This is a genomic window from Arthrobacter sp. 05N429 (assembly GCF_056397045.1).
This window is the reverse complement of the sequence record NZ_JBFTMQ010000010.1, coordinates 1-24,096: the sequence shown is the minus strand read 5'-3', so window position 1 is coordinate 24,096 and position 24,096 is coordinate 1. Positions and strand designations below refer to the sequence as shown.

Below are 24,096 nucleotides of genomic sequence, written 5' to 3'. Positions count from 1 at the left end.
CCGTGGCGCAGCACAACCTCGGCACCGTCCTGAGCTTCGAGTTCATCCGCACCGTCACCAAGGGTCGGTTCTGGATTGGTACCTTGTCCGTCCCGGTCATCATTGCCGTGGTCTTTGGGCTGATCTTCCTCAGCAACACCACCACGGACACCGCCGCCGAAGCGCAGAAAAGCGCGCAGTTCAGCATCTCCTACACGGACGCCTCCGGGCTGATCACCCCCGCGGACGCCGCGCTCTTCGGCGCCACCCCCGCAGAATCCCCCGACGCCGGGATCCAGGCCGTGCAGTCCGGCGCCGTGGACGCATTCTTCGACTACCCGGCCCAGCCCGAATCGACCACAGTGCGCGTCTACGGCGCGGACCAGGGGATCTTCCAGAACGGCAAGTACGCCGCCGTCGCGCAGGCCATGCTGACGCACGCCGTCGAACAGAAGATCGGCTCGCCGCAGCTGTCCGCCCTCGCAGCCGGCCAAGTGAAGATCGAGACCGTCACCTATGACGGCACGAAGGAATCCGGCGGCCTGGGCTCGGTGATTCCGCCGATGGTGTTCCTGGTCATCTTCTACGGGCTGATCGTGCTCCTGGCCGGGCAGATGCTGAACTCCACGCTGGAGGAGAAGGAAAACCGCGTCACCGAGATGATCCTGACCACCCTCAAACCGACCACCCTCATCGCGGGCAAGGTGATCGCCCTGTTCGGGATCGGTCTGGTGCAGATGCTCGTGTTCCTCTCCCCCATTGTGATCGGCAGGCTGTTCTTCCCCGAGGAGCTCAGCCTGACCTCCCTGGACCTGCCCCCGCTGGTCCTGGACCCGGTCCGGATGACCATCGGACTGCTGATCCTGGTTGGCGGCTTCGCCCTGTTCACCACCACTCTCGTGGCCATCGGCGCCGTGATGCCCACCGCCAAGGAGGCCGGCAACTTCATGGGCGTGATGATGGCGCTGATCTTTGTGCCGTTCTACGCCGTGTCGCTGGTGATCTCCGATCCGCAGTCCGTGATCGTGCAGATCTTCACCTTCTTCCCGTTCTCCGCCCCGGTCACCGCGCTCTTGCGGAACGGCTTCGGCTCCCTGAGCCTGCTGGAGGCGGGAATCGTGATCGCGATCCTTTGCGTAGGCGCCGCCGTGATGCTCCGCGTCGCCGTGCGGCTGTTCCAGTACGGCTCGATCTCTTACACCTCGAAGGTCAACGTCCGCACGGCGCTCAGGTCAGGCTCGCGGCGCACCGTCGCTGATGAGCCCCCGACGACGGCGGGCCGCTAACGGGAATTCCGGCTACTTCCCTGACGGGGTGCCGGTGCCGGCCGAAGCGGTAGAGGTGGGTCCCGGCCGCAGCGACGTGATCATCTTCCGGATGTCCTGGTACTCCGGGGTGGACGCGTACAGCTTGGCCTTCTCCAGGTACGGCAGCGCGGCATCACCCGGCGTGGCATTGTTCTCCGGGTTGTAGGTCCCACCGAAGAAGGCACCACTCGGCGGCCACAAGAACAGATGGAACATCGGGCACGCCAGATCGCCGGACTCCTCGGGGATCATGGTGATGCCATAGGCCGCGATAGTGGACTTCGTGGCCACTGCATCAGGGTCGTCACCCCGGGACTCGAACACGTAGCGGGGCACCCCGCCGTCGGCGCCGCCGCCTTCGGCCAGAGCCACCATCGGCTCGGTGTCATAGACCTGGTACGGGCTCTTGCCGACACACTCGGCACCGGTGACGATGTTGGTCCGCAGGCCGGCCAGGGGTTTCCCCCCGGCATTGAGCACGTCCACGAACTCCCCGCCGAGCGCCCCGCCGGGATCCTTGACCGTCCAACCCGCGGGGTAGTCGAACGAGAGGGCGCCGTCCGTCGTCGTGAACGTCTTCCAGCCCGACGACGGCGTCCCTTCAGTGGGCGAGGCGCTCGGCGCTGCGCCCGACGCCGTGGGCGGTGCGGCCGTGGGCGCACCGCTTCCGTCCGACGGCCCCGGCACCAGACCGCAGGACGTCAGCAGCAGGACCAGAGCGAGGGCCGTCCCGGCAGCGGCGCTGGCGCCGGCGCGCACCTTGGCGTCCTGCGCCGTGCCGGATGATCCTGCCGCTTTCCTCACGTCCCTACTTTCCGGCCGGCCGCAGTGAAGTGATCGCCTGCTTGACGTTCTTGTACTCGGCGGTGTCCATGTACACCTCGGGGGTGTCCACGTTCTGGGGACCGCCCGGCATGGTGTCGAAGGGGTCATAGACGCCGCCGAACGTGGCGCCGCTGGGCGGCCAGGTGAAGATCTGGGAAATCGGGCAGGCGGTGTCCCCGGTGGGCTCCGGCCCTGAGGTGATGCCGTAGGCCAGGCTGAGGGACCCCGCCGGATCACCAGTCTCGGGGCCGGTCCGGCCCTCGTAGACGAACCGCGGCGTCGCTCCGCCCTGGGCCAGCGCAGGGACGGGCTCGGTGTCGTACACCATGAAGGGGAACTTCACCGTGCATTCGGCACCAGTGGCAATGTTGGTCCGCAGGGTGGCCATGGTCTTGCCGTAGTCACTCACCAGATCCACAGCGACGCCGCCCTCGGCGGGTTCGTCGGCCGGGTCCTTGATGGTCCACGACTCCGGGTAGTCGAACGCGAGGGTGCCGTCCGACGTCGTAAATGTCTTCCAGCCCGCCGGGACGGTGGCGGCGGACGAGCCGGTCGCGGCCGGCGACGCGGTGGCGGTGGCCGTCGATGGCGGCGGAGAACTGGTGGGGGCCGGTGCCGGTGCCGGTGACCCGCACCCTGCCAGTAGTGCCGCCGCGCAGAACGCGGAAATGACTGTGGCCAACGATGCGGCTGGGCGCATGACACCCTCCCCCTGGGAATATTCAGTGATTGGTCAATTCTCGGTGCTTCCCGCGGGGAAACTAGGGCCTTTGGACCCTTGGATTCGCGGCTGTGCGAGTCCGCCGGCCAGGGGATCGCCGGCCGTGATGCTTCCCACAATGACATCCCGCCGATTTCAGTTGGCCGTGGAAGCTTGCTAGAGCTTAAGTAATGCAAGACGTCCTCGATCCCGCCATGCCCTTCCTGGCCCCCATCCTCGCCGTCACCCTCGCGGTGGCCGGCGGGCTCCTCGCCTCCTGGCTGCTACGCCGGATTGTGCTCCGGTTCAACCGCAATCAGCCGGCCCTGCGCGAGACCTCCCGGGTGGCCCGGCTGCCGCTGCGCCTGGCGCTCTGCCTCATCGGCGTCCGGATCGCCCTGGGCCTGACCACGGAGGATGCCGAATGGCGGCGCAACGTGGACCACGCGCTGCAGATCGCGCTCATCGGGTCGATCGCCTGGCTGGCCATCGCCGTGCTCCTCATCATCGAGACCCTGGTGCTCACCCGCTACCGGGTGGACGTGGCGGACAACCGCCGTGCCCGCAGACTCCGCACGCAGGTAATCCTGGCCCGGCGGATCGGCGTCGCCCTGATCGCCATCGTGGCGCTGGGCATCGCAATGCTCACTTTCCCCGCAATCCAGGCCCTCGGCGCCGGGCTGCTGGCCTCCGCCGGCGTGATCTCGATCGTGGCCGGCCTCGCCGCCCAGACCTCTTTGGTGAACGTCTTCGCCGGCATCCAGCTCGCCTTCACTGACGCGATCCGGGTGGACGACGTGGTGGTGGTGCAGAAGGAATGGGGCCGGATCGAGGAGATCACCCTGACCTACGTGGTGGTCCACATCTGGGACGACCGGCGGCTGATCCTGCCCTCCACCTACTTCACCACCACGCCGTTCGAGAACTGGACCCGGCGGCAGTCCGAGGTCATGGGCACCGTGGAGTTCGACCTCGACTGGCGCGCCCCGGTGGAAGACATGCGCGCCGAGCTCAAAAAGGTCCTGGCCACCACCGAACTCTGGGACGAACGCGTGGGCATCCTGCAGATCACGGACGCGACCGCCGGCTTTGTCCGGGTCCGCATCCTGGTCAGCGCCGCGGACAGCGCCCAGCTCTTTGACCTGCGCTGCCTGATCCGCGAGGAACTGGTGCTGTTCCTGCAGCAGGAACACCCGACGGCGCTCCCACACGTCCGGCTCGAGTCGCTCGGTGCTGCTTCGCTGGGGTCCGGGACGACGGGTGCCTCAGCTTCGTCCGCCACGTCTGGTTCGAACGCCGCCACGCGGCCCGGCAAGGTCTCCGCCGCGGATGAGCCCACCCGGCACCCGGCCGATCCGCATGACTCCCAGCTGTTCACCGGATCGATCGAGGCGATCCAGCGCTCCAAGGCGTTCACCGGCCCGGGCGAGGAAGTGTTCGAGGACCGGGACAAGAGCATCGCCTCTCAAAACTAGGAGGCTGCCAGCCGGCTGCACCGGGCGCAGTTGCCGCCGGACGGACGCCGTCCCCATGGCGCCGTCGGGGGCTTCCCTGCCTGCGGGAACTGTTCAATAATCAGACGTTGGTGGGTCAGCGTCGGCGCTGGCCGACGAGCCTGCTGGACCAGCTGAGGAGTTCCGATGACGGTAGAACAGCCCACTGAAGAATCCGTTGAAGCTCCTGCCCGCGACTGGTTCCAGAGCGCCGTCGTTTATCAGATCTATCCGCGCAGCTTCGCGGATTCCAACGGGGACGGCATCGGTGACCTGCGCGGCATCATCAGCAAGCTGGACTACCTGCACCGGCTCGGCGTCGACGTCGTCTGGCTGTCCCCGATCTACACCTCCCCGCAGGACGACAACGGCTACGACATCAGCGACTACCGCAATGTGGACCCGCTTTTCGGCACCCTCGAGGACCTGCAGGAACTGACGGACGGACTGCACGCCCGGGGCATGAAGCTGGTTATGGACCTGGTGGTCAACCACACCTCGGACGAGCACCCCTGGTTCGTCGAATCGCGGTCCTCGAAGGACAACCCCAAGCGGGACTGGTACTGGTGGCGGCCGCCGCGCGGGGATGCCTCTGATGGCTCCGCCGGTGGTCCCGGCACTGGCTCCAACAACGTGGCACCGAACAACTGGGGTTCGGTGTTTTCCGGCCCGGCCTGGGAGTTCGACCAGGCCACCGGCGAGTATTACCTCCACATCTTCTCCCGGACGCAGCCGGACCTGAACTGGGAAAACCCGCAGGTCCGGGCAGCGGTCTACGAGATGATGAACTGGTGGCTGGACCGGGGCGTGGACGGCTTCCGGATGGACGTCATCAACTTCATCTCCAAGGACACCGCCCTGCCGGACGGGCCCATCGCCGCCGGGATGCTGTACGGCGACGGCACACCGTTTTACATCGGCGGCCCGCGGATCCACGAGTTCCTGCAGGAGATGCACCGGGAAGTCTTCGCGGGCCGCCCCGGACAGCTGCTCACGGTCGGCGAAATGCCCGGCGTCACGGTGGACGAGGCCGTCCTGTTCACCGACCCCGCGCGGGCCGAGGTGGACATGGTCTTCCAGTTCGAGCATGTGGCCCTGGACCAGGAGGACGGCAACAAGTGGCGGCCCAAGAAGCTCAAGCTCACGGACCTCAAGAGGACCCTGGGGCACTGGCAGACGGGCCTGGCGGAGCGCGGTTGGAACAGCCTCTACTGGGGCAACCACGACCAGGCCCGGGCGGTGTCGCGCTTCGGCGACGACGGCCGGTACCGTGAACTTTCCGCGAAGATGCTCGCCGGCATCCTGCACCTGCACCGCGGCACGCCCTACGTCTACCAGGGCGAAGAACTCGGCATGACCAACATGACGTTCGGTGCGATCAGCGACTACCGCGACATCGAGGTCCTCAACCACCACCGCGAAGCCACCACCCATCTGGGCCACACCGACGCCGAGGTCCTCGCCGCGCTGGCACCGCTGAACCGCGACAACGCGCGCACCCCGGTCCAGTGGGACGCCTCGCGGCACGCCGGCTTCACCACCGGTTCGCCCTGGATCGCGGTCAACCCCAACGCCAACCACATCAACGCCGCCGCGCAGGTGGACGATCCGGACTCGGTGTACAGCTTCTACCGGAAGGTGATCGCGCTGCGGCACAGCGAGCCGGTGGTTTCCCACGGGGACTTCACGATGCTGCTGCCACGGGACGAGCACGTGTACGCCTTTGTCCGCTCGCTGCCGGACACCCGGCTGCTCGTGCTGGGTAACTTCTCCGGCCAGGACCAGGAGGTAACGCTCGACGACGCCGACGTGCCGCTCGCCTGGGGCAGCGCGGAACTGGTGTTGGGCAACTACACCGCCGACGCCGCGGTGTCCCGGCTGCACCTGCGGCCGTGGGAGTTGAAGGTCTTCCGCGCCGGAGCAGCGCGGTCCGGCGGGTAAACGCGGGCAGGACCGTAATCCGCCGGAGGCAACCCGGCGCAATACGCACCATCCACAAAGAGTGAGGGAGCCTGGCATGACCATTCCACCGCCACACGAACCTGAGCCGTTTCCGCCGGAACCCGGGCCCACCACACCGGAGCCCCAGCCCGGGGATCCGTTTCCCCCGGAGCCCGGGCCGGTCCCGCCGCCGGCGCCGATTCCGGAACCTGGCCCCGCACCAACCCCCGGCCCGTTCCCCACACCGGGTCCGCTGCCGATTCCCGACCCCGGCCCGGTCCCGCCCCGGCCGGACCCGACACGGTTCTAGCGACACGGTTCTAGCACGCTGAGCGCGAACGACGCTCAGCCGGCGTGCTGGTTCAGCCGGCGATGCTGTGGAGGAAGGTCCGCACTTCCGTGTTGAAGGCGGCGGGCGCTTCCATCGGAGCGAGGTGTCCGACGTCGGGAATCACCGCAAGCCTCGACCCCGGGATCTGTCGGTGCAGCTCGTGGGCGACGTTCAGCGGGGACCGCTGGTCGTCCGCGCCGTACAGCAGGAGCGTGGGAATGGTGATGGTGGGCAGCAACGGGCGGTAGTCGGCCCGGCCGCTGGCGGAGAGCAGGGCCCGCATCCCGGCCGGGCGGACGTCGGCCATGATCGTGGCAACTTCGGCCACCACGGCGGGATCGGCTTTGTCCGTGAACAGCGTCGGCAGCCAGTCCTCGATGAACTTCTCCGGAGGCTGATCGATCTCGGCCAGCACCTGGGCGTACCGCCGTTCCACCTCCTCGGGCGGCAGGGAGCCCGCCCAGCCCGCAGAGGCGGAGGCCAGGACCAGGGACGCGGGAATCCCGGGATACCGGCGATACAATTCCAGGGACACCATGGAGCCCCACGACAGCCCTAGAAGGTGCGGCTTCGTCGGCACGACAGCACGCAGAAATCCGGCTGTGAGGTCACCGAGGTCTTCGGCGGACAAATCCTGGGCGGGGTCTTCGGACTGGCCGCACCCGGGAGCTTCCCAGGCGAACACCGTGAAGTCATCCGAGAGTCCCTCCAGCTGCGGACGCCAGATCCTGCTGTCCTCGCCGGCCCCGTGGAACAGGACCACCGGCGGGCCGTGGCCAACCCGCTGATATGCGATCCGCAACCCAGCAACCTCGACGGTTTCCATAAGCCAATGCTAGGCCGGTGAGCGGGTGCCGGGCAGGCAGGTTCTGGACGCCGAAGTCCGGGGAGCCCCGAACCGGCGAGCTGCCTTGTCACGACGCGCAAACCCGCCCGCGACGCTCTATCCTGCCCGCGCCACGCAAAAGACCCTTCGACACCCGAATACCGGTGTCGAAGGGTCTTTTGCGCGTCGGCGAGAAGGGTGCGTGTCGGCGCTTACGCGAAGACGATGTCGCGGGTCCGGTGGTCGTAGTGAATGACCAACTGGCCGCCGGAGTGGTGCACCTCGTGGTTGGCGCCGTCGAACGCACCAAAGGCACCAAAGTTCTCATCCCAGGACCGGTTCAGTGCGATCTTGAAGCTGTAGGTACCGGCCGGGAGGTCTGCCGCGATCTTCCACAGCTGATCGACCAGGTCCAGTTCCATCTGGGATTCGTCGTACTGCGGGGCCCAGTTGGCTGGCGCGCCCAGCAGGACGTTGAAGTCCCCTGCCACGGCGACTGCTTCAGGCTGGTCAATAGTCTCGACGGTGACTGGCGCCGCAGCTGCTGGAGCCTCGACGGGCGCCGAAGCAACCGGGGCCTTGCGCTTGCGGACTGACTTGGCGACCGGGGCAACGGCCTCTTCGACCAGTTTGGCAGCCTTGCCGACAACCTTTTCGGCAACCTTGGCGGCCTTCGGAGCGGCCTTCGCGGCAGGCTTCCCGGCGGACGCGGACGGCAGCGGGGTGTCCGCGGGAACGGGGGTTCCGGCGTCGAGCGCTGCGGCGAAAGCGGCAGGATCAGCGAACGCAACGGTGGCGCGCTGGCCGTCCTCGGTGATGGTCCAGCCGGCACGGCCCTTGACCAGCCAGCCGGCCTTGACCAGCTTCGCGGTGGCGGTGGTCAGCGTCTTGTGGCCGCGGGGAATTCCGCCGCTCAGCAGCTCACGCTCGAACTCGTTGAGCGGGACGCGGGCGATCGCCTCGCCCAGCACCGCTCCGGCGTTCAGCTTCTCCTCCGTCCACACCCCCTCGGTCAGAACTTCCAGCACGGCCTTCAGTCGTCGGTTGGTGTTTTCGGCAGTGTTCGCGCCCATGGGTCTCCTCTAGAAGCAATTGATCCACCTGCATTTTGCCAAGGATGGATGCGTTTCCGCGAGTAAAAACTGTTAACTCTGTGTGTCGTGACCCACTATTACACCCCATTCCGGTCGGGGCGAGAGGCCTGTGACGGGGTACCCGCGAGTAGCTTTTGGCTGCGATGTCCCCCTGCCGGGCCGCGGGGACGGCAACCGCTGGCGTCCGGACGCCGGCGGGGGCACACTGGGCCGTATACGTCCTGATCCCGGGGAGCCGTCATGCCTCGTTACACGGCCTGGCTGCAGCGCCGTCGCCTTTCGGCATTCGTTGTTCTGGCCTTCGCGATTTCCTGGTCCTCCTGGCCGCTCTACGCTGCCGGGCTGATGCCTCGGATGGAATTCCTGCCCATCTACCTTCTGGTGCTCAGCGTTGCGGCCCTGGGCACCATTCTCATAGGCCAGAGCGGCTGGCGAACGGCGCCCGCATCCGCCGTCGACGCCGGGCCTGGACAACTCGCCGCCGCTGTCCCCCGACCCACTGCCTAGGAGGAATCGTGTCGTCACCGCTCACCAACGCCGCCGGGCCTATTGCCCTGGTTGCCGGCCTCAGCTTCGCCGCCGTGGACCTTGCCCGCCTGCTCGCCGCCGACAGGAGCCTCGACCGGATTGCGATGATGCGCCAGATGCCGTTTATCGTCACCAACGCGCTCTACTTTGTCGTCTTTGTCGGGTTGGTTCTCGCACTGGTGGCCGTTTACTTCAGGAGCGCGGACAGCGCCGGCGGCCTGGGCGTCTTCGCCTTCTGTGCCGCACTGGTGGGCACCATGGATATGGCGGGGAACATGTGGTTCGACGGCTTCGCCGGGCCCTGGATCGCCGAAACGGCGCCGCAGGCCATCCTTGCGGGAGGGTCCGGGATGCTGGCGGTCGGCGGGTTGTCCAGCTACCTCTTGTTTGCCCTGGGCTGGATCATCTTTGGCATCGCAGGCTGGCGGGCGGGCATGTTCCCGGCCTGGGCCGCCGCGGCATTCGTTGTGGCCGGGTTCCTGGGCTTCAACGCGGGCCTGCCGCCGTACGGGATTCCGATCGGGCTGGCCATGGCGGCGCTGGGCTGGTGGATCACCCGTGCCTCGCGTGCCCCGGCAGGCCCGCCGGTGCAGCGCCCCTGACGCTCCCGACGTCGTGGCCGGCTAGTCGCCGGCGCTCCAGTCGGCGCCGGTCTCGGCCATGTAGGCGGCCACCGCCGCGTCGATGGTGCGGTAGAAGTGGCGCGGATCGATTTGGGCGGTCAGTTCGTAGCGTTCGATCTTGGTCCGGACCCCGTGCTTGAGCTCAGCGAACACCAGCGAGGTGCCCTGCGCGTTCAGCTCCGCGTCCAGTTCAAGCAGCACATCCGAGGCAGTGGTGTCCACGTCCGTGATGGGCTCGGCCGCGATGACGATCCACCGCGGTTTGGGTTCGGTCCGTGCCAGCCGCCGGATATTTTCTCGGAACGGCCTGACGTTGGCGAAGAACAACGGCGCGTCGAACCGGTAGATCACCAGGCCGGGCAGGTGCTTCGCGTCCGGGTGGAAGTGCACGTCATGGAAGCCTTCGACGCCGGGCACCCGGCCGATCACCGTCTCGTAGGGCCACCACGCCCGGCGGAAGATGTTGAGGATGGACAGCCCCACCGCAATGCCGATGCCGGGCAGAACCCCCAGTAACGTCACCCCCAGGAAGGCCGCGATCGAAAGGTTGAACTCGGTCTTACGCTGATGCCAGAGGCGCACCGTGCCCGGGATGTCGGCGAGGGATATTGATGCGGTGATCACGATGGCCGCCAGGGCCGGCTGCGGCAGGTTCCGGAACAGACCCGGCAGCAGCACCAGCATCAGGATAATCAGCACGGCACCCGTCACGCCCGTGAGCTGGGTCTTCGAGCCGGATCGTTCCGCCACGGCGGTCCGGGAGCCGCTGGTGCTCACCGGGAACCCCTGGAACAGGCCCGCAGCGAGGTTCGCCGCACCGATGCCGATCATTTCCTGGTTGCCACGGATCTCCTCGCCGGAGCGCGCGGCGAACGCCGACGCCGTCGAGATCGTGTCCGTCAGGGACACCAGCGCGATGCCGAGGGCGCCGGCGAACATGAGGGCGATATCCGAGAACTCCAGATACGGGATGGTGAACGGCGGGAAGCCCCGCGGGAGTTCCCCGACGAGTGAGACGCCCCGCTCGGCGAGACCGAAGAGCGTCGCCGCCCCGATCGCGAGCACCACCATAACCAGCACCGACGGGACCTTGGGCAGCCACCGCTGCAGCGCCAGGATCAGCACAATCCCGACGATGCCGACGGCGGCCGCGGCCACCACCGCCTCGCCGTTGGCCAGCCCCTGGATGAACCCCACAAGGTCCCCGATGAAGTCATCCGCGCTCACCGAGAAACCGAAGAGCTTCGGGAGCTGGCCGACCAGAATGGTGAGCGCGAGACCGTTCATGTACCCGATCATCGTGGGCTTGGAGATGAGGTCCGCGATGAACCCGAGTTTCGCGACGGACGCGAGGACCATAATGACGCCGACCATGAGCGCGAGCATAGACGCGAGGACCACCGCCTTCTGCGGGTCGCCGTCGGAGGCTACGAGCGGCAGGACCGTCGCCGCGATCATCGGGCCGAGCGACGAGTCCGGCCCCAGCACCAGGATGCGGGACGGGCCGAAGACTGCGTAGGCGAACAGGCAGAGGACGGTCGTGTAGAGCCCGGTGATCGGAGGCAGCCCAGCCAGCTCCGCGTAGGCCATGCCCTGGGGAACCAACAGCGTCGCCAGGACGATTCCGGCGACGATGTCCTTGCCGAACCAGCTCCCCTGGTACGACGCGGCGACGTCGACGCCCGGCATCAGCTGGCGCAGCCAGCCCGTCCGCGGCTGTCGGGTCTCGGTCATACCTGCACTCTGCCGGGCGGGGGCGACCGGTGCATCCTCCGTCGAGGGTGACCCGGCGCAGCCGGGCCCGGCCCCCGTTGCCCTATCAGTTATGGTGCCCATCCGCCGGTTTTGGCAACCAGGAGTGATAGGGCAAATGGAAGTCGGTACTCGGAGGCCGGCCGCGGAACGCAGACAGGGGCCGCGCAGGCGGGATTCAGCACGCCCGGAGGCCCGGTTGTGCGCCCGGACCGATAGGCCTAGAGTGGCCATCGGCCAACTGCATGCCGCCCCGTTGCACGGACAGGCGCCGGAGGCCGCTCCCACCGTCTTGATCGAGGAGATATCTATGGAAACCCGCACACTCGGTTCGCTCACCGTCTCGGCCCTGGGTTTGGGCTGCATGGGCATGAGCGAGTTCTACGGCCACGGGGCTGACAACGAATCCGTCGCCACCATCCAGGCCTTTCTCGACGCCGGCGGAAGCCTCCTCGACACAGCTGACATGTACGGCCCGTTCACCAACGAAGAGCTCGTCGGCCGCGCCATCGCCGGCCGGCGCGACGACGTCGTCCTGGCCACCAAATTCGGCAACGAACGCCGGGCCGACGGCTCCTGGGTGGGCATCAACGGCTCCCCCGCCTACGTGCGCGCCGCTTGCGACGCGAGCCTGCAGCGGCTGGGCGTGGACCACATCGACCTGTACTACCAGCACCGGGTGGACAAGACCGTCCCGATCGAGGAAACCGTCGGAGCCATGGCTGAGCTGGTGCAGGCCGGAAAGGTCCGGCACCTTGGCCTGTCCGAGGCCAGCGCCGACACCGTGCGCCGGGCCCATGCCGTGCACCCCATCACCGCTCTGCAGACCGAATACTCGCTGTGGGAACGCGAGCCGGAAACCAAGGTCTTCCCGGTCCTCGCGGAACTGGGCATCGGCTTTGTCCCCTACAGCCCGCTGGGCCGCGGCTTCCTGACAGGCCAGTTCCGCAGCCCCGAGGACTTTGCCGCGGACGATTTCCGCCGGCACTCCCCGCGCTTCCAGGGCGAGAACTTTTACCGGAACCTGAAACTCGTGGAGCGGGTCAAGGAGTTGGCGGATGCGAAGGGCTGCACCCCGGGGCAACTGGCACTGGCCTGGCTGCTGGCCCAGGGAGAACACATCGTTCCCATCCCTGGCACCAAGAAGCGCGACCGTCTGCGGGAGAACGTGGGCGCCATCGACGTCGAACTCTCCGCCGAGGACCTGACCCGCCTGGACGAACTGGCTCCGGCCGGGGCGGCCGCCGGAGCGCGGTACCCGCATATGGACAGCATCGACGTCTAAGAAGCGCCGCCCGTTGCCCTATCAGTTACGGTTCCTATCCGCCCGTTTTAGCGACCAAAGGTGATAGGGCAACTGCGGGTTTAGTGCCCGGACGCGGCCAGTTCGGCCAGCAGCTCCGTCTTGCGTTCCTCGCTAGCGAAGGACGAGCGGATCGAGTTGGCCGCCATCCGCACGCAGTCGAACTCAGACAGGCCGATTATCGATTTCAGCTGCGCGAAGTTGTCGTCCACGTACCCGCCGAAATACGCCGGATCGTCCGAGTTCACGCTCACGTTCAACCCGGCAGCGAGCATCGCCGGCAGCGGGTGCTCCTTCAGGGTGTCCACGGCCCGGAGCCGGACGTTGGACAGCGGGCACACGGTCAGCGGCATGAGTTCCTGCACCAGCCGTTCCACCAGTTCGGGGTCCTCCATGCAGCGGATCCCGTGGTCGATCCGCTCCACGTCCAGGAGGTCCAGCGCGTCGGAGATGTACGACGGCGGGCCCTCCTCGCCGGCGTGCGCGATCCGGCGGAGCCCGGCGTCCTTGGCCCGGGCGAACAGCCGCTGGAACTTCGCCGGCGGGTTGCCCACCTCGGCCGAGTCGAGGCCGATGCCAGCGATCGGCGCGTCCATGGCCAGCAGCTGTTCCAGCACCTCCAGCGCTGAGTCCTCGGACTGGTCGCGCAGGAACGCCGCGATCAGCAGGGTCGAGATCCCGAACTCCTCGCGGGAGTTCGCCAGTACCGATGCGACGCCGTTCACGCAGGTCTCGAGGGCCACCCCGCGGGACACGTGTGCCTGCGGATCCAGCATGATCTCGGCATGCCGCACCCCGGCGAGCGCGGCCCGGGACAGGTACGCCCGGGTCATGTCCGCGAAGTCCTGTTCGGTCTGCAGCACGGCCATGTTGGCGTAGTACAGGTCCAGGAACGATTGCAGGTCCGTGAACTCATAGCGGGAGCGCAGCTCGTCCAGGTCCGCATACGGCAGCTGGATCCCGTTGCGTTCCGCGAGCGCGAAGATCAGCTCGGGCTCGAGGGTGCCTTCGATGTGCAGGTGAAGTTCCGCGACCGGCAGCGGGCCGTGCACTTCCTCGGGGACCTCGGCGAATTCGGGAACCTCCGGGGTGGCGGTTGCTGGGCTGTCCTGCGCAGTGCCCTCGGTGGGAGCGGCGCCGTCGTTAGTTTCCATTCGGTAAGGATATGCCCGCAGGTGGCAGACCCGGATAGAGTCGGTTGGATGCACAGTGATCAGCATGCTTCCGATCCCACCGCCCCGGCCGTCCCAGGGTTGGGCGCCGGCCACCCCGCGGATGGCTTCGTCCGCGTCCGCGGCGCCCGGGAGAACAACCTGCGGAACGTGGACGTGGATGTGCCCCGCGACGCGATCGTCGCGTTCACCGGCGTTTCCGGTTCCGGGAAGTCCTCGCTGGCCTTCGGCACGATCTACGCCGAGGCCCAGCGCCGCTACTTCGAGTCCGTGGCGCCGTACGCCCGCCGGCTGATCCAGCAGGGCCACAACCCCAAGGTGGAAATGATCACCGGGCTGCCGCCCGCCGTCGCGCTTCAACAGCGCCGCGGGACGCCCAGTTCCCGCTCGACGGTGGGCACGATCACCACGCTCTCCAATTCGCTGCGCATGCTCTTCTCCCGCGCCGGCAGCTACCCCGACGGCGCCAGCCCGCTCGATTCGGACGCGTTCTCCCCCAACACCGCCGCCGGGGCGTGCCCGGAGTGCCACGGCCTGGGCATCGCGCACACCGTCACCGAAGCCTCGCTGGTCCCGGACACGTCGCTGAGCATCCGCGACGGCGCGATCGCCGCGTGGCCCGGTGCCTGGCAGGGCAAGAACCTGCGCGACATCCTCACCCATCTCGGCCACGACGTCGACACCCCCTGGCGGAAGCTGCCCAAAAAGGACCGCGACTGGATCCTCTTCACCGAGGAGCAGCCCGTGGTCGAAGTGACACCCCAACGCGACCGGGTGGCCAAGCCATACAAGGGCCGGTTCTGGAGCGCCAAGAGCTACGTGCTGCACACCCTCGCCGATTCCAAGAGCACCACCATGCGCGACCGCGTGCTGCGGTTCATGGAAACCGGCCCCTGCCCGGTCTGCGGCGGCAGCGGCCTTACCCCCGCCGCCCTGGCCGTGACGTTCGCCGGCCGCACCATCGCGGAGCTCAACGCCGTGCCCATGAGCGAGCTGGCCGACATCATCCGCCCCACCACCGAACTGGAGGCCGCGGGGACCGCCTCCCGCAAGCAAACGTCCGGCGAGGGCAACGAGGTGGCCGTCGCCATCACCCGGGACCTGCTCCAGCGGGTCACGGTGCTGCTGGACCTCGGCCTGGGCTACCTCGCGCTGGGCCGGTCCACCCCCACCCTCTCCCCCGGCGAGATGCAGCGGCTACGGATCGCCACCCAGCTGCGCTCCGGCCTTTTCGGCGTGATCTACGTGCTGGACGAGCCCTCGGCCGGCCTGCACCCGGCCGACGCCGAGCCCCTCCTCGCGGTCCTGGACCAGCTCAAGTCCTCCGGCAACTCGGTGTTTGTCGTGGAGCACAACATGGACATCGTCCGCCGCGCCGACTGGCTCGTCGACGTCGGCCCGCGCGCGGGTGAAGGCGGGGGCGAGGTGCTCTACAGCGGCCCCGTCGCCGGGCTCGCCGAGGTGGACGCGTCCGTGACCCGGCCGTTCCTGTTCCCGAACGGGCCAGGTGCAGCGGACCCGGCCGCAGCGGCCGCTTCACGGTCAGCGGACCGTTCCGGTACCGCGGACGACGGCGGCGACGGTCACCATCGTGGCGGGGCCGGTTCTTCTGCGGCCGGGACGCGGCGGGAGGCTGCCGGCTGGCTGGAGCTGCGCGACATCAGCCGCCACAACCTGCGCGAACTCGACGCCGACTTCCCGCTCGGCGTGCTGACCGCGGTCACCGGCGTCTCCGGCTCCGGCAAGTCGACCCTGGTCAGCCAGGTGCTCGCGGAGGTGGTGGGCGCCCGGCTGCACCCCGACGTCGACGCAGCGGCGAAAGACACGGATGGCCCCGAGACCGCCGACGCCGGGTCCGCCGGGTCCGGGGAGCCGCTCAGCGTCGGCCCGGTCTCCGGGCTGGACCAGCTGGACCGCCTGGTCAAGGTGGACCAGAAACCGATTGGCCGCACGCCTCGCTCCAACCTCGCCACGTACACCGGACTGTTCGACGCCGTCCGCAAAGAATTCGCGGCCACGGACGAGGCACGGGCCCGTGGTTTCGGCGCCGGCCGTTTCTCCTTCAACGTCGCGGGCGGGCGCTGCGAGATCTGCCAGGGCGAGGGCTTCGTGGCCGTCGAACTGTTGTTCCTGCCCGGCAGCTACGGCCCCTGCCCGGAATGCCACGGCTCGCGCTACAACCCTGAAACCCTCGAGGTCACCTACCGCGGCAAGAACGTCGCGGAGGTCCTCGGCATGACGGTAAACGCCGCCGCCGAGTTCCTGGACGCGGTGCCGGCGGCGGCGCGCAGCCTGCAGACCCTGCGTGAAGTGGGCCTGGGCTACCTCCGGCTCGGCCAGCCGGCCACGGAACTCTCCGGCGGCGAAGCCCAGCGCATCAAGCTCGCCACGGAACTGCAGCGGGCCCAGCGCGGGCACTCGCTGTACCTGCTGGATGAGCCCACCACGGGCCTGCACCCGGCCGACGTCGAACTCCTCATGGCGCAGCTGCACCGGCTGGTGGACGCGGGCAACACCGTGATCGTGGTGGAGCACGAGATGGACGTGGTGGCCGCAGCGGACTGGGTGATCGATCTCGGCCCTGCCGGGGGCGACGCCGGCGGCAAGATCATCGCGGTGGGGACGCCGGCCGCCGTCGCGCGTTCCAAGAAGAGCCGGACGGCGCCGTACCTCGCCGCGGTACTCGGCTGAGGCGGATTCGGGCGCCCCGGCAGAGAGACGACTGATTTTACCGGGAACGCCAGGGAAAATAACGTCTTGATAACGGTGGGGCCTTGTCTTAGCCTTGGGTCCATGCCCGGACACCGGGCATTGAGTGCCCGGTGCTGCCACCACCAGATACTGCCCGACCGGTAGACACCGTAATGACCTCTATTGTCAGGGGCGGGCAGTAGTGCGACAACGTCCGGGGACGGACCGAGCACCGGTGGCCCTCAGGAGCATCTGTCCCATGAAAAAATCAACCTACAGCACTGCCGCGCGCCGCGGCGTCACTCTTGCGGCCGTCTCGATCGCGGGCGTCGCCTTGTCCGCCTCGGCTGCCAACGCAGCCGTTCCGGCAACAGCCCCCGCCTCCACGTGGGATTCCCTGGCCCAGTGCGAAAGCGGCGGCAACTGGGGCATCAACACGGGCAACGGGTATGCCGGCGGGCTGCAGTTCAGCCCCAGCACCTGGGCCGCTTATGGCGGAACGGGGTCCGCGGCCAACGCCAGCCGTGAGCAGCAGATCGCCGTTGCCGAGAAGGTTCGGGCCGGGCAGGGTTGGGGTGCGTGGCCGGCTTGCGCCGCGAAACTGGGCCTAAGCGGCGGGGCAATAGCTCCGCAAAGCACGCCAAGGACACTTGCGCCTGCTTCCGTTCCGGCACCGGCCAAGGTGCCCGCCCGGACCGCGGCCCCCAAGGCCGCCGCTCCCAAGGCGTCCGCGCCAAAGGTCGCCGCCCCCAAGGCCGCCGCAGCACCGCGCCACGTGGCGGCTGTCGCCCTGAGCGGCCAGACCTACACCATCCAGAGCGGCGACACCTTGAGCAAGGTCGCCGAGCACCTCAACATCGCCGGCGGCTGGCAGTTGCTGGCCGACGCCAACGCCAACACGATCAGCAATCCTGATCTGGTGTTCCCGGGCCAGGTGCTGCAGCTGCCGGCCTGATCGGTTCGGCTGGGCTGGGCTGATCGCCTCGATCGGCTCGCAGCAGACGCTTAAACCACGACGCCGGAGCGTTCCCTCAGGGGGACCCTCCGGCGTCGTGCTGTGTTCTAGTGAGTTGCGTTTGCTCTGACCTAGGCGGCGAGCGGAATCTCCCGCACAATCCGCACTTTCCAGGCGGTGTCGTCACTGGTGTCCAGCAGGGCCACGGTGCCCATGGCCAGGTGGAGTGCGACGCGCTTGGCGGCGAGGAGTTCGAGGTAGAGGTTCTCGTTCATGCGGGCCGGGGCATCGATGACGTACTTCACGGCGTCGCGGACCTTGCGGTAGTTGTCGCTTTTCTCGCGGTTGAGATGCAGTTCCAGCATCCGCCGCTGCTTGATCTTCGGCTCATGTCGGTTCAACCACGACACTGCAGCGTGGACCGCCACCACGAGGGTCAAGGAGATGACGTAAATCTCCCAGCCGCTGGAGAGCAGGAACAGGGGAAGGTTGGCGATGGCCACGCCCGCGATGAACAGCCGGAGCGCCAGCAGCCGCCGCATGGTCAGCGCCACCGAGGCAAGCGCCGTCCGGAAGCCGTGCTGCTCCTTGCGGGCCGCCGCGGGATCGATGGTGAACTCTTCCAGGACCAGGATGCCCTGTGCTTCAGGGCTCAACATTCGTCCGTACTTGGGCAGTTGTCCGGGCGCAGGCGGCGCCGCAGGTGCAAGGATTAAATTCGTCGACATTGGCGTGCCCTCCGCGGCGCAGGGATGTTTTGTGCTAGTTTACTCGCCGACCGCGTGGGCTGTCTGTCCCATTCCGAAATGTGAACACGCTCACCCGCGGCCTCCCGCAATTGGCGCATTGGCTCCGTGGCCTCAAACTGGAGAGATGCAGACTTTTCTCCCCTTCCCCGATTTCCAGCAGAGCGCCGCGGTTTTGGACCGCGAACGGCTCGGCAAGCAGCGCGTTGAAGCGCTGCAGACCCTGCGTGCGCTGGTGATCCCGGAGTACGGCTGGCAGTCGCACCCGGCCATCCGGATGTGGATGGGGTACGTTCCCGCACTGACTCTGTACGGCCTGGCGATGGTCGACGAGTGGACGGCGCGAGGCGGCGAGGACACCACCCGCGAGAAGATCATGGAATTCGCGCCCCAGGCGGCCCACCCCGACTATGCCGCGAAGATCCCGATGCCGCCGTGGCTTGGCGCCCCCGATGTGCACCTCAGCCACCGCTCCCGGCTGATCGCCAAGGACCCGCGGTTCTACACGGAAGTGTTCCCCGGTACCGATCCAGACCTGGAGTACGTCTGGCCAGAGCCCAAGCATGAGCTGGTGCCCGAGGACCCTGCCGGCGACCGCATGTGGGTCCTCCGCCTGCCGCTCGGGGACTCCGCACCGGAAAAGCTCGACACCGTCAGCCTGCCGCCCGTCGGCAAGGCCAAAGCCGCCCCCGCGGGCGAAGACGATTACCAGTTCGTGTACGCCGATTCCGGCTCCCGCCGGCCTAAGGTGCGCAAGCTCCCGCCGAAGCAGCTCGTCAAGAAGCCCACGCGCAAGCGCCAGCACCAGGAAGACGCGTTCACCACGCTTCCGGGCAACTCGACGATTGCCGTCCCGTTCGACGGCGGCGCGTCCTTCGCCGTCGGCAAGGTCCTGGGCCGTCCGATCACCGTGGAAGGCCGCTTCGCGCGCAACTTCAAGGTGGACGAGATCCTGAGCCGCTCGGACTTTGACTACCCGGCGCTGCTGCAGGATCCGCGCGTCTTCTTCCCGATCCCCGCGCGGTAGCCCTCACAGTTCAATTACCGGCTGAATTTGCGGGGGCACTGCCCTCTTCGGCTGTACCCCGCGTCTGGGGTAGCGGTGCGAGTAAGGCGTTCTGCAGCTCTTCGCTGACGCCATCGGGAACGTCTAAGTCAACGCCCATCGCCAGCACCGCCCTGCTGAAGAAGTTTCGGGCGGCCGCAGCCAGAGTGATGTCGGCGATCTCACGGTCACTGAAACCGAAGTCACGCAGTCGCTTAGCGTCGCTATCGGTCATGAAAGCGGCATCGGCGCTGAGCTTCACCGCGTAATCCATCATGGCAACCTCCGCCTCCGGAAGGCCAGCATCGTGGAAGTCCCTTGCTATGGCAAGCAATTGCTCTTCACCAATGATCTGGAGCGTCTTTTTCCCGTGTGCCAGCCTGCAATGAGTGGATCCGATGGCCTGGGCGGCGGCCAGCGTCACCAACTCGTAGCGGCGGATGCCTAAGGAGGAGCTGATGGCTTTTGTGAGGGCCTCCCAGGCGAAGTAGGCCTCAGGGTTCAGGCTCATGGCCTTTGTATGGCTCGGCACGTAGCCGAGCGAACGGCGGTCGGCGTCGTAGATCTCAGCCGTCAAGCCTGAGGCCTCGGCTTCGGGCGTCATTCTCAGGATCGTCATTGAAAACTCCTCCAAAGCGCGGCTGGGGTCAATGAGACCTCCAGCCCGTCGGTGAAGGCCATGATTCGACTCATTGTGGCCTTCGACGTGATGGTTGTAAACGGCCGACGTTGGCCCATCAACGCGAAACCCATTTCGCATTGCGAACCTACCTACTTAGTGACACTATCTATTCGTGGATGGCATCGACCTTGACCAGGAGCTGACCCGCGCTGCGCTTCCGCAGGCAGTGCTCGCGGTGCTCAGCCACGGCGAAAGCCATGGGTACGCCATCGCCGAGGTCCTCCGGCAGCACGGCTTCACTCGCATCAAGGGAGGGACCCTGTACCCCCTCCTGAAGAGACTTGAAGATCAGGGCTTCGTTGAGCACACGTGGGTACACGAGCAGGCAGGTCCGGGCCGCAAGCAGTTCACACTCACCGGGCAAGGGCGCAACGAACTGGAGCGCTCGGCAGCAGCCTGGCACCGAATGAGCCGGGCCCTCACCCACATCCGAACGACCCCACAGGAACAATCATGAGCTACGAGCGACGCCTGGCCTTCAATCTCAGAATCCGTGGGTTGGCCGAACCCGAAATCGCCGAAGTAATTTATGAGATGCGGGCGCATCAGGTCGCCGCAGGAGCTCCTGCGGAGGCTGAATTCGGCACAGCCGGGGAGTACGCGAAGCAGTTCCCAAAGATGAAGAGACGGTCACGGGGACAAACCATCGTGACGATTGGGACGGTATCGGCGATCGCCTACGTACTTTTCGCAGTCCTCCTGGCACTTCTTTTCAGGGTCGACATTCGCGAGTATGTCGGTCCGATCACCCTCCTTCCTGGGCTCGCGCTGATTCTGGCCGGTTTCGTGGCAGGGTTCCTGACCGACTACTTCCAGCCGGTGCAGAGCTCCCACGCCTCCCGCTGAGGTCCCTCAATCAGCCGCTGGCGACACCAATCGGGGCTGCGGATTGCGCGCCAGCTTCCGACCACAGTCCCGGAGGGTACGGCGGGGCTGTCCGAGCGTGGCAGCGCCGCGATTGCTGGCAGACTGGACCTATGACTGTACTCATGGCCGGTTGCGGCGATCTGGGCACCGAGGCCGGGCTGCGGTTCGCCGCGGCCGGACACCGTGTGGTGGGCTGGCGGCGTTCGCCGGAGAAACTTCCGGCCGCTATCGAAGGCGCAGCGGCTGACCTGGGCTCCGGGGAACTGCCGGCCATCCCGGTGGACACCACCGCCGTCGTCGTCGCAATCGCGGCGGACTCGCCGACGGAAGCTGCCTACCGGACGGCGTACGTGGACGGGCTGTCGAACGTGCTGGACGCCGTCCTGGGCTCGAGTGCGCCGGTCCGGCGGGTGCTCTTTGTCTCCTCCACCGCGGTCTACGGCGACGCCGGCGGGGAATGGATCGATGAAAGCACGACGCCGGAGCCCGGCGGGTTCTCAGGCCGCATCATCCGCGAGGCGGAGGAGCTGCTCTTCAGCCGGCTGGGCGGCACCGGGATCACGCCGGTTGTCCTGCGGCTCGGGGGCATCTATGGCCCGGGTCGGACGCGGCTCATTGACCAGGTGCGCGGCGGTTCGGCCGTGATCCCGGCGGGGCCACGCTTCACGAACCGCATACACCGCGACGACGCCGCAGCGGCGATCGTCCACTTGTGCACCATGGACCGCGTCCCGGCACCGGTGTATCTGGGTGTGGACAATGAGCCTGCCGAACTTGGCGAGGTGCTGCGCTTTCTGGCCGCCGAGCTGGGACTGCCCCAGCCGCCGTCGGACGCGGCTGGAGGCGGCGGCGAGCCGTCCCGCGGCGGCAACAAACGGTGCAGCAACGCACTGCTGCGGAACACCGGATTCGAGTTCGAATACCCGAGCTTCCGGGAAGGTTACCGGGACATCCTGGCCGGCGTAGGCGTACGGTACCCCTAAGGCTTCCCCGTTCAAGCCACCCGCAAGCATTCCAGTGAGGGACTATGGAACTTCCGCAGATCATCGAAGCCGCCGGCCGGTACATGGACGTGGCCGGTGTGGCCGTCATGGTGATCGGCGCCGTCGTGTCCATCCCGCTGGCGTTGCGAGGATTCCAGCCGAGGGGCCAGACGCCGGGCTCCGAACCGTTCTCCGTCTACCGCTCCTACCGGCAACTGCTGGGCCGCTCCATCCTGCTCGGGCTGGAACTGCTCGTGGCGGCCGACATCATCCGCACGGTCGCCGTCGCACCCACCTATGAAAGTGTGGGTGTGCTCGCCATCATTGTGCTGATCCGGACGTTCCTGAGCTTCTCCCTCGAGCTGGAAATAACCGGCCGCTGGCCATGGCAGAAGGAACCCGACGGATCCCCGGCTGCTTCGCGGGTGGGCTGAACGCCGCCGACCTGCTGGTGGACCGTGTTATGGATCCCGACCCCTGGCCCAGCGCCCCGCAACTTCCGGCCCCGATCATCATGGATCAGCGGTGGACGGACGCGGTCTTCCTCCACTGGCGCATTCCTGAGTTTGTGGCCGGCTCGTTCATGCCTCCCGGCGTGGTTCCGGACAATTTTGACGGATCCGCCTGGGTGGGGCTGATCGGATTCCGCATGAAGGGCGCCGGACTGGGCCGCGGGCCCGGAATTCCGTATTTCGGGAGTTTCACGGAAATCAACGTGCGCCTCTACTCCCGGGAGCCCGACGGCACCCGGGGTGTGGTTTTCCTCAGCCTCGACGCGTCGCGGCTCGCTGTGGTGCTGGCTGCGCGGGCGGCCGGGATTCCTTATGTGTGGTCGCGTGCGGGGTTCCGGGGTGCGGAGCGCACGGATCTTGCGGGCCGGGAGGGCCCGGAGGGCGTCCCATCTGCCGGGTACTGGGTCCGGCGGTTCCGTGGCGGGGCGCGGACCGATTTTGCGATTGCCCCGGAGCACGACGTCGAAGCAACCGACCCGCTGTCCCTCCACCTCACGGCCCGGTTCGGCCTGCACACCCGGTTCCGGGGCCGGACGCTGTATGTTCCCAATACCCACAGCGCGTGGCCGCTGCACCGGGCGCAACTGATTTCTTGTGAGGACCAACTGGTTGCAGCGGCCGGCATCAGCGTGGCGGGGCCGCCCGAATCAGTGCTCTACTCCCCCGGCGTCGGCACCCAGTTCGGCCGCCCGCGAGTCCTCAGCTAGCGGGCCGGACCCGGTTTATCGACATCATCTGGCTGAAATTTGAGCCCGACGCCTGGCCGCCCTATTTCTGTCGGTGGTCTCTGATGTACTGAGTTCATGGAAGCCGCTAGGGATTTCATGACCGTCGAAGATCCGGGCCGGGGCATCGCTCCGGCGGGGCCCTCCGGTGGGGGCCGCGTTGGGGAAATGCAATCCTCCGACCCACCGGTCAGCACGGACAGTCTGAAAAGTGCCCTGGCGTTACTGCGGAACGTGAGTTCGACGGCGGCCGGGGACGCCGCGCTGTGGGGGTTCCGGGAGGCGGCGGATTTCGCCGGCACGGTCGAGGAGTTCTCACGGACCGCGGAGTACCTGCAGCTCGTGGCGGCCGCCGCCGTGGACAGGACCAGGAAACAGTCCGCATCCGCCGCCGCGAAGACCACCACGACGTGGACCACCGGTTGGCGCGACGACACCAGCTACGGCGCCCCCGCCACGCCGGATGATGATTCCGGGACTACTTCCTGCGCGGTGGCCGTGACCGCCGCTACGGCGGCTGTTGCCGGGTCTGCGGCGGATTCAGGTGCCGCGGTGGATGACGGTTACCGGAACACGGCGGAGTTTCTGCGGGCGCGGCTGAGGATCAGCGCCGTCGAGTCCCGCCGCCGGCTCTGTCTCGGCGGGGCCCTCCTGCCGCGGCAGGGATTCCCTGGGGATCCCTTGCCTGCCGTCCATGCGGAACTCGGGGCCGCCGTCGCCGCCGGTGAGATCGCGTCCAGGGCCGCGACCATCATCACCCTGGCCCTGGATCGGGTCCGGCACACCTGCGACGAGGAGGCCGTCGCCGGGATGGAGCACGCCCTGACCCGCACCGCGGCCGAGAACGACCCGGACTTCCTCTCCCGCATGGCCCGGTCCTGGATTGACGCGCTGGACCAGGACGGCGCCGAGCCCTCCGAGGAACTCCTGCGCCAGCTCCAGGGCGCCTTCATCCGCAAACCCCGCCACGGACTCCAGCACCTGGAAATCTTCGCGACCGCCGAACAGTTCGAACA

At 67.5% G+C, this 24,096-nt stretch carries 23 protein-coding genes; 15 read left to right on the top strand and 8 right to left on the bottom strand.

Annotation, left to right across the window (positions count from 1 at the left end; all coding sequences use genetic code 11):
- Positions 1 to 2: 2 nt before the first annotated feature.
- Positions 3 to 1,265, top strand: coding sequence for an ABC transporter permease (locus tag AC1DF4_RS15210; protein WP_476913664.1), 1,263 nt, complete (start codon positions 3 to 5; stop codon positions 1,263 to 1,265).
- A gap of 12 nt (positions 1,266 to 1,277) precedes the next feature.
- On the opposite strand, the gene AC1DF4_RS15205 is transcribed toward AC1DF4_RS15210, so the two are convergent.
- Together AC1DF4_RS15205 and AC1DF4_RS15200 are read right to left on the bottom strand one after the other, a co-directional pair.
- Complete coding sequence (locus AC1DF4_RS15205) at positions 1,278 to 2,090, bottom strand: hypothetical protein (protein WP_476913663.1); 813 nt, start codon at positions 2,088 to 2,090, stop codon at positions 1,278 to 1,280.
- A 4-nt stretch (positions 2,091 to 2,094) separates the two neighbouring features.
- Positions 2,095 to 2,811 carry a hypothetical protein gene (locus AC1DF4_RS15200; RefSeq protein ID WP_476913662.1) on the bottom strand — a complete coding sequence of 239 codons (717 nt, stop codon included), beginning with the start codon at positions 2,809 to 2,811 and terminating at the stop codon, positions 2,095 to 2,097.
- A 191-nt stretch (positions 2,812 to 3,002) separates the two neighbouring features.
- Between AC1DF4_RS15200 and AC1DF4_RS15195 the strand changes: the two genes are divergently transcribed.
- Both AC1DF4_RS15195 and AC1DF4_RS15190 read left to right on the top strand, forming a co-directional pair.
- Entirely contained in the window at positions 3,003 to 4,286 is a 1,284-nt protein-coding gene (locus AC1DF4_RS15195) for a mechanosensitive ion channel family protein (RefSeq protein ID WP_476913661.1), read from the top strand.
- Positions 4,287 to 4,451: 165 nt separating this feature from the next.
- Complete coding sequence (locus AC1DF4_RS15190; RefSeq protein WP_476913660.1) at positions 4,452 to 6,245, top strand: glycoside hydrolase family 13 protein; 1,794 nt, start codon at positions 4,452 to 4,454, stop codon at positions 6,243 to 6,245.
- 362 nt (positions 6,246 to 6,607) lie between these two features.
- Here the strand turns inward: AC1DF4_RS15190 and AC1DF4_RS15185 are convergent, their stop codons facing one another.
- Together AC1DF4_RS15185 and AC1DF4_RS15180 are read right to left on the bottom strand one after the other, a co-directional pair.
- Complete coding sequence (locus AC1DF4_RS15185) at positions 6,608 to 7,402, bottom strand: alpha/beta fold hydrolase (RefSeq protein WP_476913659.1); 795 nt, start codon at positions 7,400 to 7,402, stop codon at positions 6,608 to 6,610.
- Between the two features lie 212 nt (positions 7,403 to 7,614).
- Complete coding sequence (locus AC1DF4_RS15180; protein WP_476913658.1) at positions 7,615 to 8,475, bottom strand: pullulanase X25 domain-containing protein; 861 nt, start codon at positions 8,473 to 8,475, stop codon at positions 7,615 to 7,617.
- Between the two features lie 261 nt (positions 8,476 to 8,736).
- On the opposite strand from AC1DF4_RS15180, the gene AC1DF4_RS15175 reads away from it, so the two are divergent.
- Both AC1DF4_RS15175 and AC1DF4_RS15170 read left to right on the top strand, forming a co-directional pair.
- Positions 8,737 to 9,003, top strand: a complete 267-nt coding sequence (locus tag AC1DF4_RS15175; RefSeq protein ID WP_476913657.1) for a hypothetical protein — start codon at positions 8,737 to 8,739, stop codon at positions 9,001 to 9,003.
- A gap of 8 nt (positions 9,004 to 9,011) precedes the next feature.
- The gene (locus AC1DF4_RS15170; RefSeq protein ID WP_476913656.1) at positions 9,012 to 9,626 is read left to right on the top strand and encodes a hypothetical protein; all 615 of its coding nucleotides are present in this window, start codon (positions 9,012 to 9,014) and stop codon (positions 9,624 to 9,626) included.
- A gap of 21 nt (positions 9,627 to 9,647) precedes the next feature.
- Here AC1DF4_RS15170 and AC1DF4_RS15165 read toward each other — a convergent pair whose 3' ends face one another.
- Positions 9,648 to 11,381, bottom strand: a complete 1,734-nt coding sequence (locus AC1DF4_RS15165) for a SulP family inorganic anion transporter (RefSeq protein WP_476913655.1) — start codon at positions 11,379 to 11,381, stop codon at positions 9,648 to 9,650.
- A 328-nt stretch (positions 11,382 to 11,709) separates the two neighbouring features.
- Here AC1DF4_RS15165 and AC1DF4_RS15160 point away from each other — a divergent pair, with 328 nt between their 5' ends.
- Complete coding sequence (locus AC1DF4_RS15160) at positions 11,710 to 12,684, top strand: aldo/keto reductase (RefSeq protein ID WP_476913654.1); 975 nt, start codon at positions 11,710 to 11,712, stop codon at positions 12,682 to 12,684.
- 80 nt (positions 12,685 to 12,764) lie between these two features.
- Here the strand turns inward: AC1DF4_RS15160 and AC1DF4_RS15155 are convergent, their stop codons facing one another.
- The gene (locus AC1DF4_RS15155; RefSeq protein WP_476913653.1) at positions 12,765 to 13,856 is read right to left on the bottom strand and encodes an adenosine deaminase; all 1,092 of its coding nucleotides are present in this window, start codon (positions 13,854 to 13,856) and stop codon (positions 12,765 to 12,767) included.
- Between the two features lie 48 nt (positions 13,857 to 13,904).
- Here AC1DF4_RS15155 and AC1DF4_RS15150 point away from each other — a divergent pair, with 48 nt between their 5' ends.
- Both AC1DF4_RS15150 and AC1DF4_RS15145 read left to right on the top strand, forming a co-directional pair.
- A complete protein-coding gene (locus tag AC1DF4_RS15150) occupies positions 13,905 to 16,565 on the top strand; it encodes an excinuclease ABC subunit UvrA (RefSeq protein ID WP_476913652.1) in 2,661 nt (886 codons plus the stop codon).
- A gap of 259 nt (positions 16,566 to 16,824) precedes the next feature.
- Positions 16,825 to 17,520 carry a transglycosylase family protein gene (locus AC1DF4_RS15145; protein ID WP_476913651.1) on the top strand — a complete coding sequence of 232 codons (696 nt, stop codon included), beginning with the start codon at positions 16,825 to 16,827 and terminating at the stop codon, positions 17,518 to 17,520.
- 131 nt (positions 17,521 to 17,651) lie between these two features.
- On the opposite strand, the gene AC1DF4_RS15140 is transcribed toward AC1DF4_RS15145, so the two are convergent.
- Positions 17,652 to 18,179, bottom strand: coding sequence for a hypothetical protein (locus AC1DF4_RS15140; RefSeq protein ID WP_224048740.1), 528 nt, complete (start codon positions 18,177 to 18,179; stop codon positions 17,652 to 17,654).
- A 214-nt stretch (positions 18,180 to 18,393) separates the two neighbouring features.
- Here AC1DF4_RS15140 and AC1DF4_RS15135 point away from each other — a divergent pair, with 214 nt between their 5' ends.
- The gene (locus tag AC1DF4_RS15135; RefSeq protein WP_476913650.1) at positions 18,394 to 19,293 is read left to right on the top strand and encodes an MSMEG_6728 family protein; all 900 of its coding nucleotides are present in this window, start codon (positions 18,394 to 18,396) and stop codon (positions 19,291 to 19,293) included.
- A gap of 10 nt (positions 19,294 to 19,303) precedes the next feature.
- Here the strand turns inward: AC1DF4_RS15135 and AC1DF4_RS15130 are convergent, their stop codons facing one another.
- Complete coding sequence (locus tag AC1DF4_RS15130; protein WP_476913649.1) at positions 19,304 to 19,930, bottom strand: carboxymuconolactone decarboxylase family protein; 627 nt, start codon at positions 19,928 to 19,930, stop codon at positions 19,304 to 19,306.
- Between the two features lie 175 nt (positions 19,931 to 20,105).
- On the opposite strand from AC1DF4_RS15130, the gene AC1DF4_RS15125 reads away from it, so the two are divergent.
- From AC1DF4_RS15125 to AC1DF4_RS15100, 6 genes are all read left to right on the top strand, one after another.
- A complete protein-coding gene (locus AC1DF4_RS15125) occupies positions 20,106 to 20,450 on the top strand; it encodes a PadR family transcriptional regulator (protein WP_476913648.1) in 345 nt (114 codons plus the stop codon).
- Complete coding sequence (locus AC1DF4_RS15120; protein ID WP_476913647.1) at positions 20,447 to 20,839, top strand: hypothetical protein; 393 nt, start codon at positions 20,447 to 20,449, stop codon at positions 20,837 to 20,839. Before AC1DF4_RS15125 ends, AC1DF4_RS15120 begins: the two co-directional genes overlap by 4 nt.
- 131 nt (positions 20,840 to 20,970) lie before the next feature.
- Positions 20,971 to 21,843: an SDR family oxidoreductase gene (locus AC1DF4_RS15115; RefSeq protein WP_476913646.1), complete on the top strand. Its 873-nt coding sequence runs from the start codon at positions 20,971 to 20,973 to the stop codon at positions 21,841 to 21,843.
- Between the two features lie 44 nt (positions 21,844 to 21,887).
- On the top strand, positions 21,888 to 22,277 hold the full coding sequence (locus AC1DF4_RS15110; RefSeq protein ID WP_476913645.1) for a DUF1622 domain-containing protein: 390 nt from the start codon (positions 21,888 to 21,890) through the stop codon (positions 22,275 to 22,277).
- Between the two features lie 29 nt (positions 22,278 to 22,306).
- Entirely contained in the window at positions 22,307 to 23,062 is a 756-nt protein-coding gene (locus tag AC1DF4_RS15105; RefSeq protein WP_476913734.1) for a YqjF family protein, read from the top strand.
- Positions 23,063 to 23,314: 252 nt separating this feature from the next.
- The coding region (locus tag AC1DF4_RS15100) for a DUF222 domain-containing protein (RefSeq protein ID WP_476913644.1) at positions 23,315 to 24,096 on the top strand (782 nt) is incomplete at its 3' end.

Coding starts and splice junctions, on each gene's coding strand:
- AC1DF4_RS15200 (WP_476913662.1), bottom strand. CDS start 2,811: ATGCGCCCAGCCGCATCGTTGGCCACAGTCATTTCCGCGTTCTGCGCG.
- AC1DF4_RS15195 (WP_476913661.1), top strand. CDS start 3,003: ATGCAAGACGTCCTCGATCCCGCCATGCCCTTCCTGGCCCCCATCCTC.
- AC1DF4_RS15190 (WP_476913660.1), top strand. CDS start 4,452: ATGACGGTAGAACAGCCCACTGAAGAATCCGTTGAAGCTCCTGCCCGC.
- AC1DF4_RS15185 (WP_476913659.1), bottom strand. CDS start 7,402: ATGGAAACCGTCGAGGTTGCTGGGTTGCGGATCGCATATCAGCGGGTT.
- AC1DF4_RS15180 (WP_476913658.1), bottom strand. CDS start 8,475: ATGGGCGCGAACACTGCCGAAAACACCAACCGACGACTGAAGGCCGTG.
- AC1DF4_RS15175 (WP_476913657.1), top strand. CDS start 8,737: ATGCCTCGTTACACGGCCTGGCTGCAGCGCCGTCGCCTTTCGGCATTC.
- AC1DF4_RS15165 (WP_476913655.1), bottom strand. CDS start 11,381: ATGACCGAGACCCGACAGCCGCGGACGGGCTGGCTGCGCCAGCTGATG.
- AC1DF4_RS15160 (WP_476913654.1), top strand. CDS start 11,710: ATGGAAACCCGCACACTCGGTTCGCTCACCGTCTCGGCCCTGGGTTTG.
- AC1DF4_RS15155 (WP_476913653.1), bottom strand. CDS start 13,856: ATGGAAACTAACGACGGCGCCGCTCCCACCGAGGGCACTGCGCAGGAC.
- AC1DF4_RS15150 (WP_476913652.1), top strand. CDS start 13,905: ATGCACAGTGATCAGCATGCTTCCGATCCCACCGCCCCGGCCGTCCCA.
- AC1DF4_RS15145 (WP_476913651.1), top strand. CDS start 16,825: ATGAAAAAATCAACCTACAGCACTGCCGCGCGCCGCGGCGTCACTCTT.
- AC1DF4_RS15140 (WP_224048740.1), bottom strand. CDS start 18,179: ATGTTGAGCCCTGAAGCACAGGGCATCCTGGTCCTGGAAGAGTTCACC.
- AC1DF4_RS15135 (WP_476913650.1), top strand. CDS start 18,394: ATGCAGACTTTTCTCCCCTTCCCCGATTTCCAGCAGAGCGCCGCGGTT.
- AC1DF4_RS15130 (WP_476913649.1), bottom strand. CDS start 19,930: ATGACGATCCTGAGAATGACGCCCGAAGCCGAGGCCTCAGGCTTGACG.
- AC1DF4_RS15120 (WP_476913647.1), top strand. CDS start 20,447: ATGAGCTACGAGCGACGCCTGGCCTTCAATCTCAGAATCCGTGGGTTG.
- AC1DF4_RS15115 (WP_476913646.1), top strand. CDS start 20,971: ATGACTGTACTCATGGCCGGTTGCGGCGATCTGGGCACCGAGGCCGGG.
- AC1DF4_RS15110 (WP_476913645.1), top strand. CDS start 21,888: ATGGAACTTCCGCAGATCATCGAAGCCGCCGGCCGGTACATGGACGTG.
- AC1DF4_RS15105 (WP_476913734.1), top strand. CDS start 22,307: ATGGATCCCGACCCCTGGCCCAGCGCCCCGCAACTTCCGGCCCCGATC.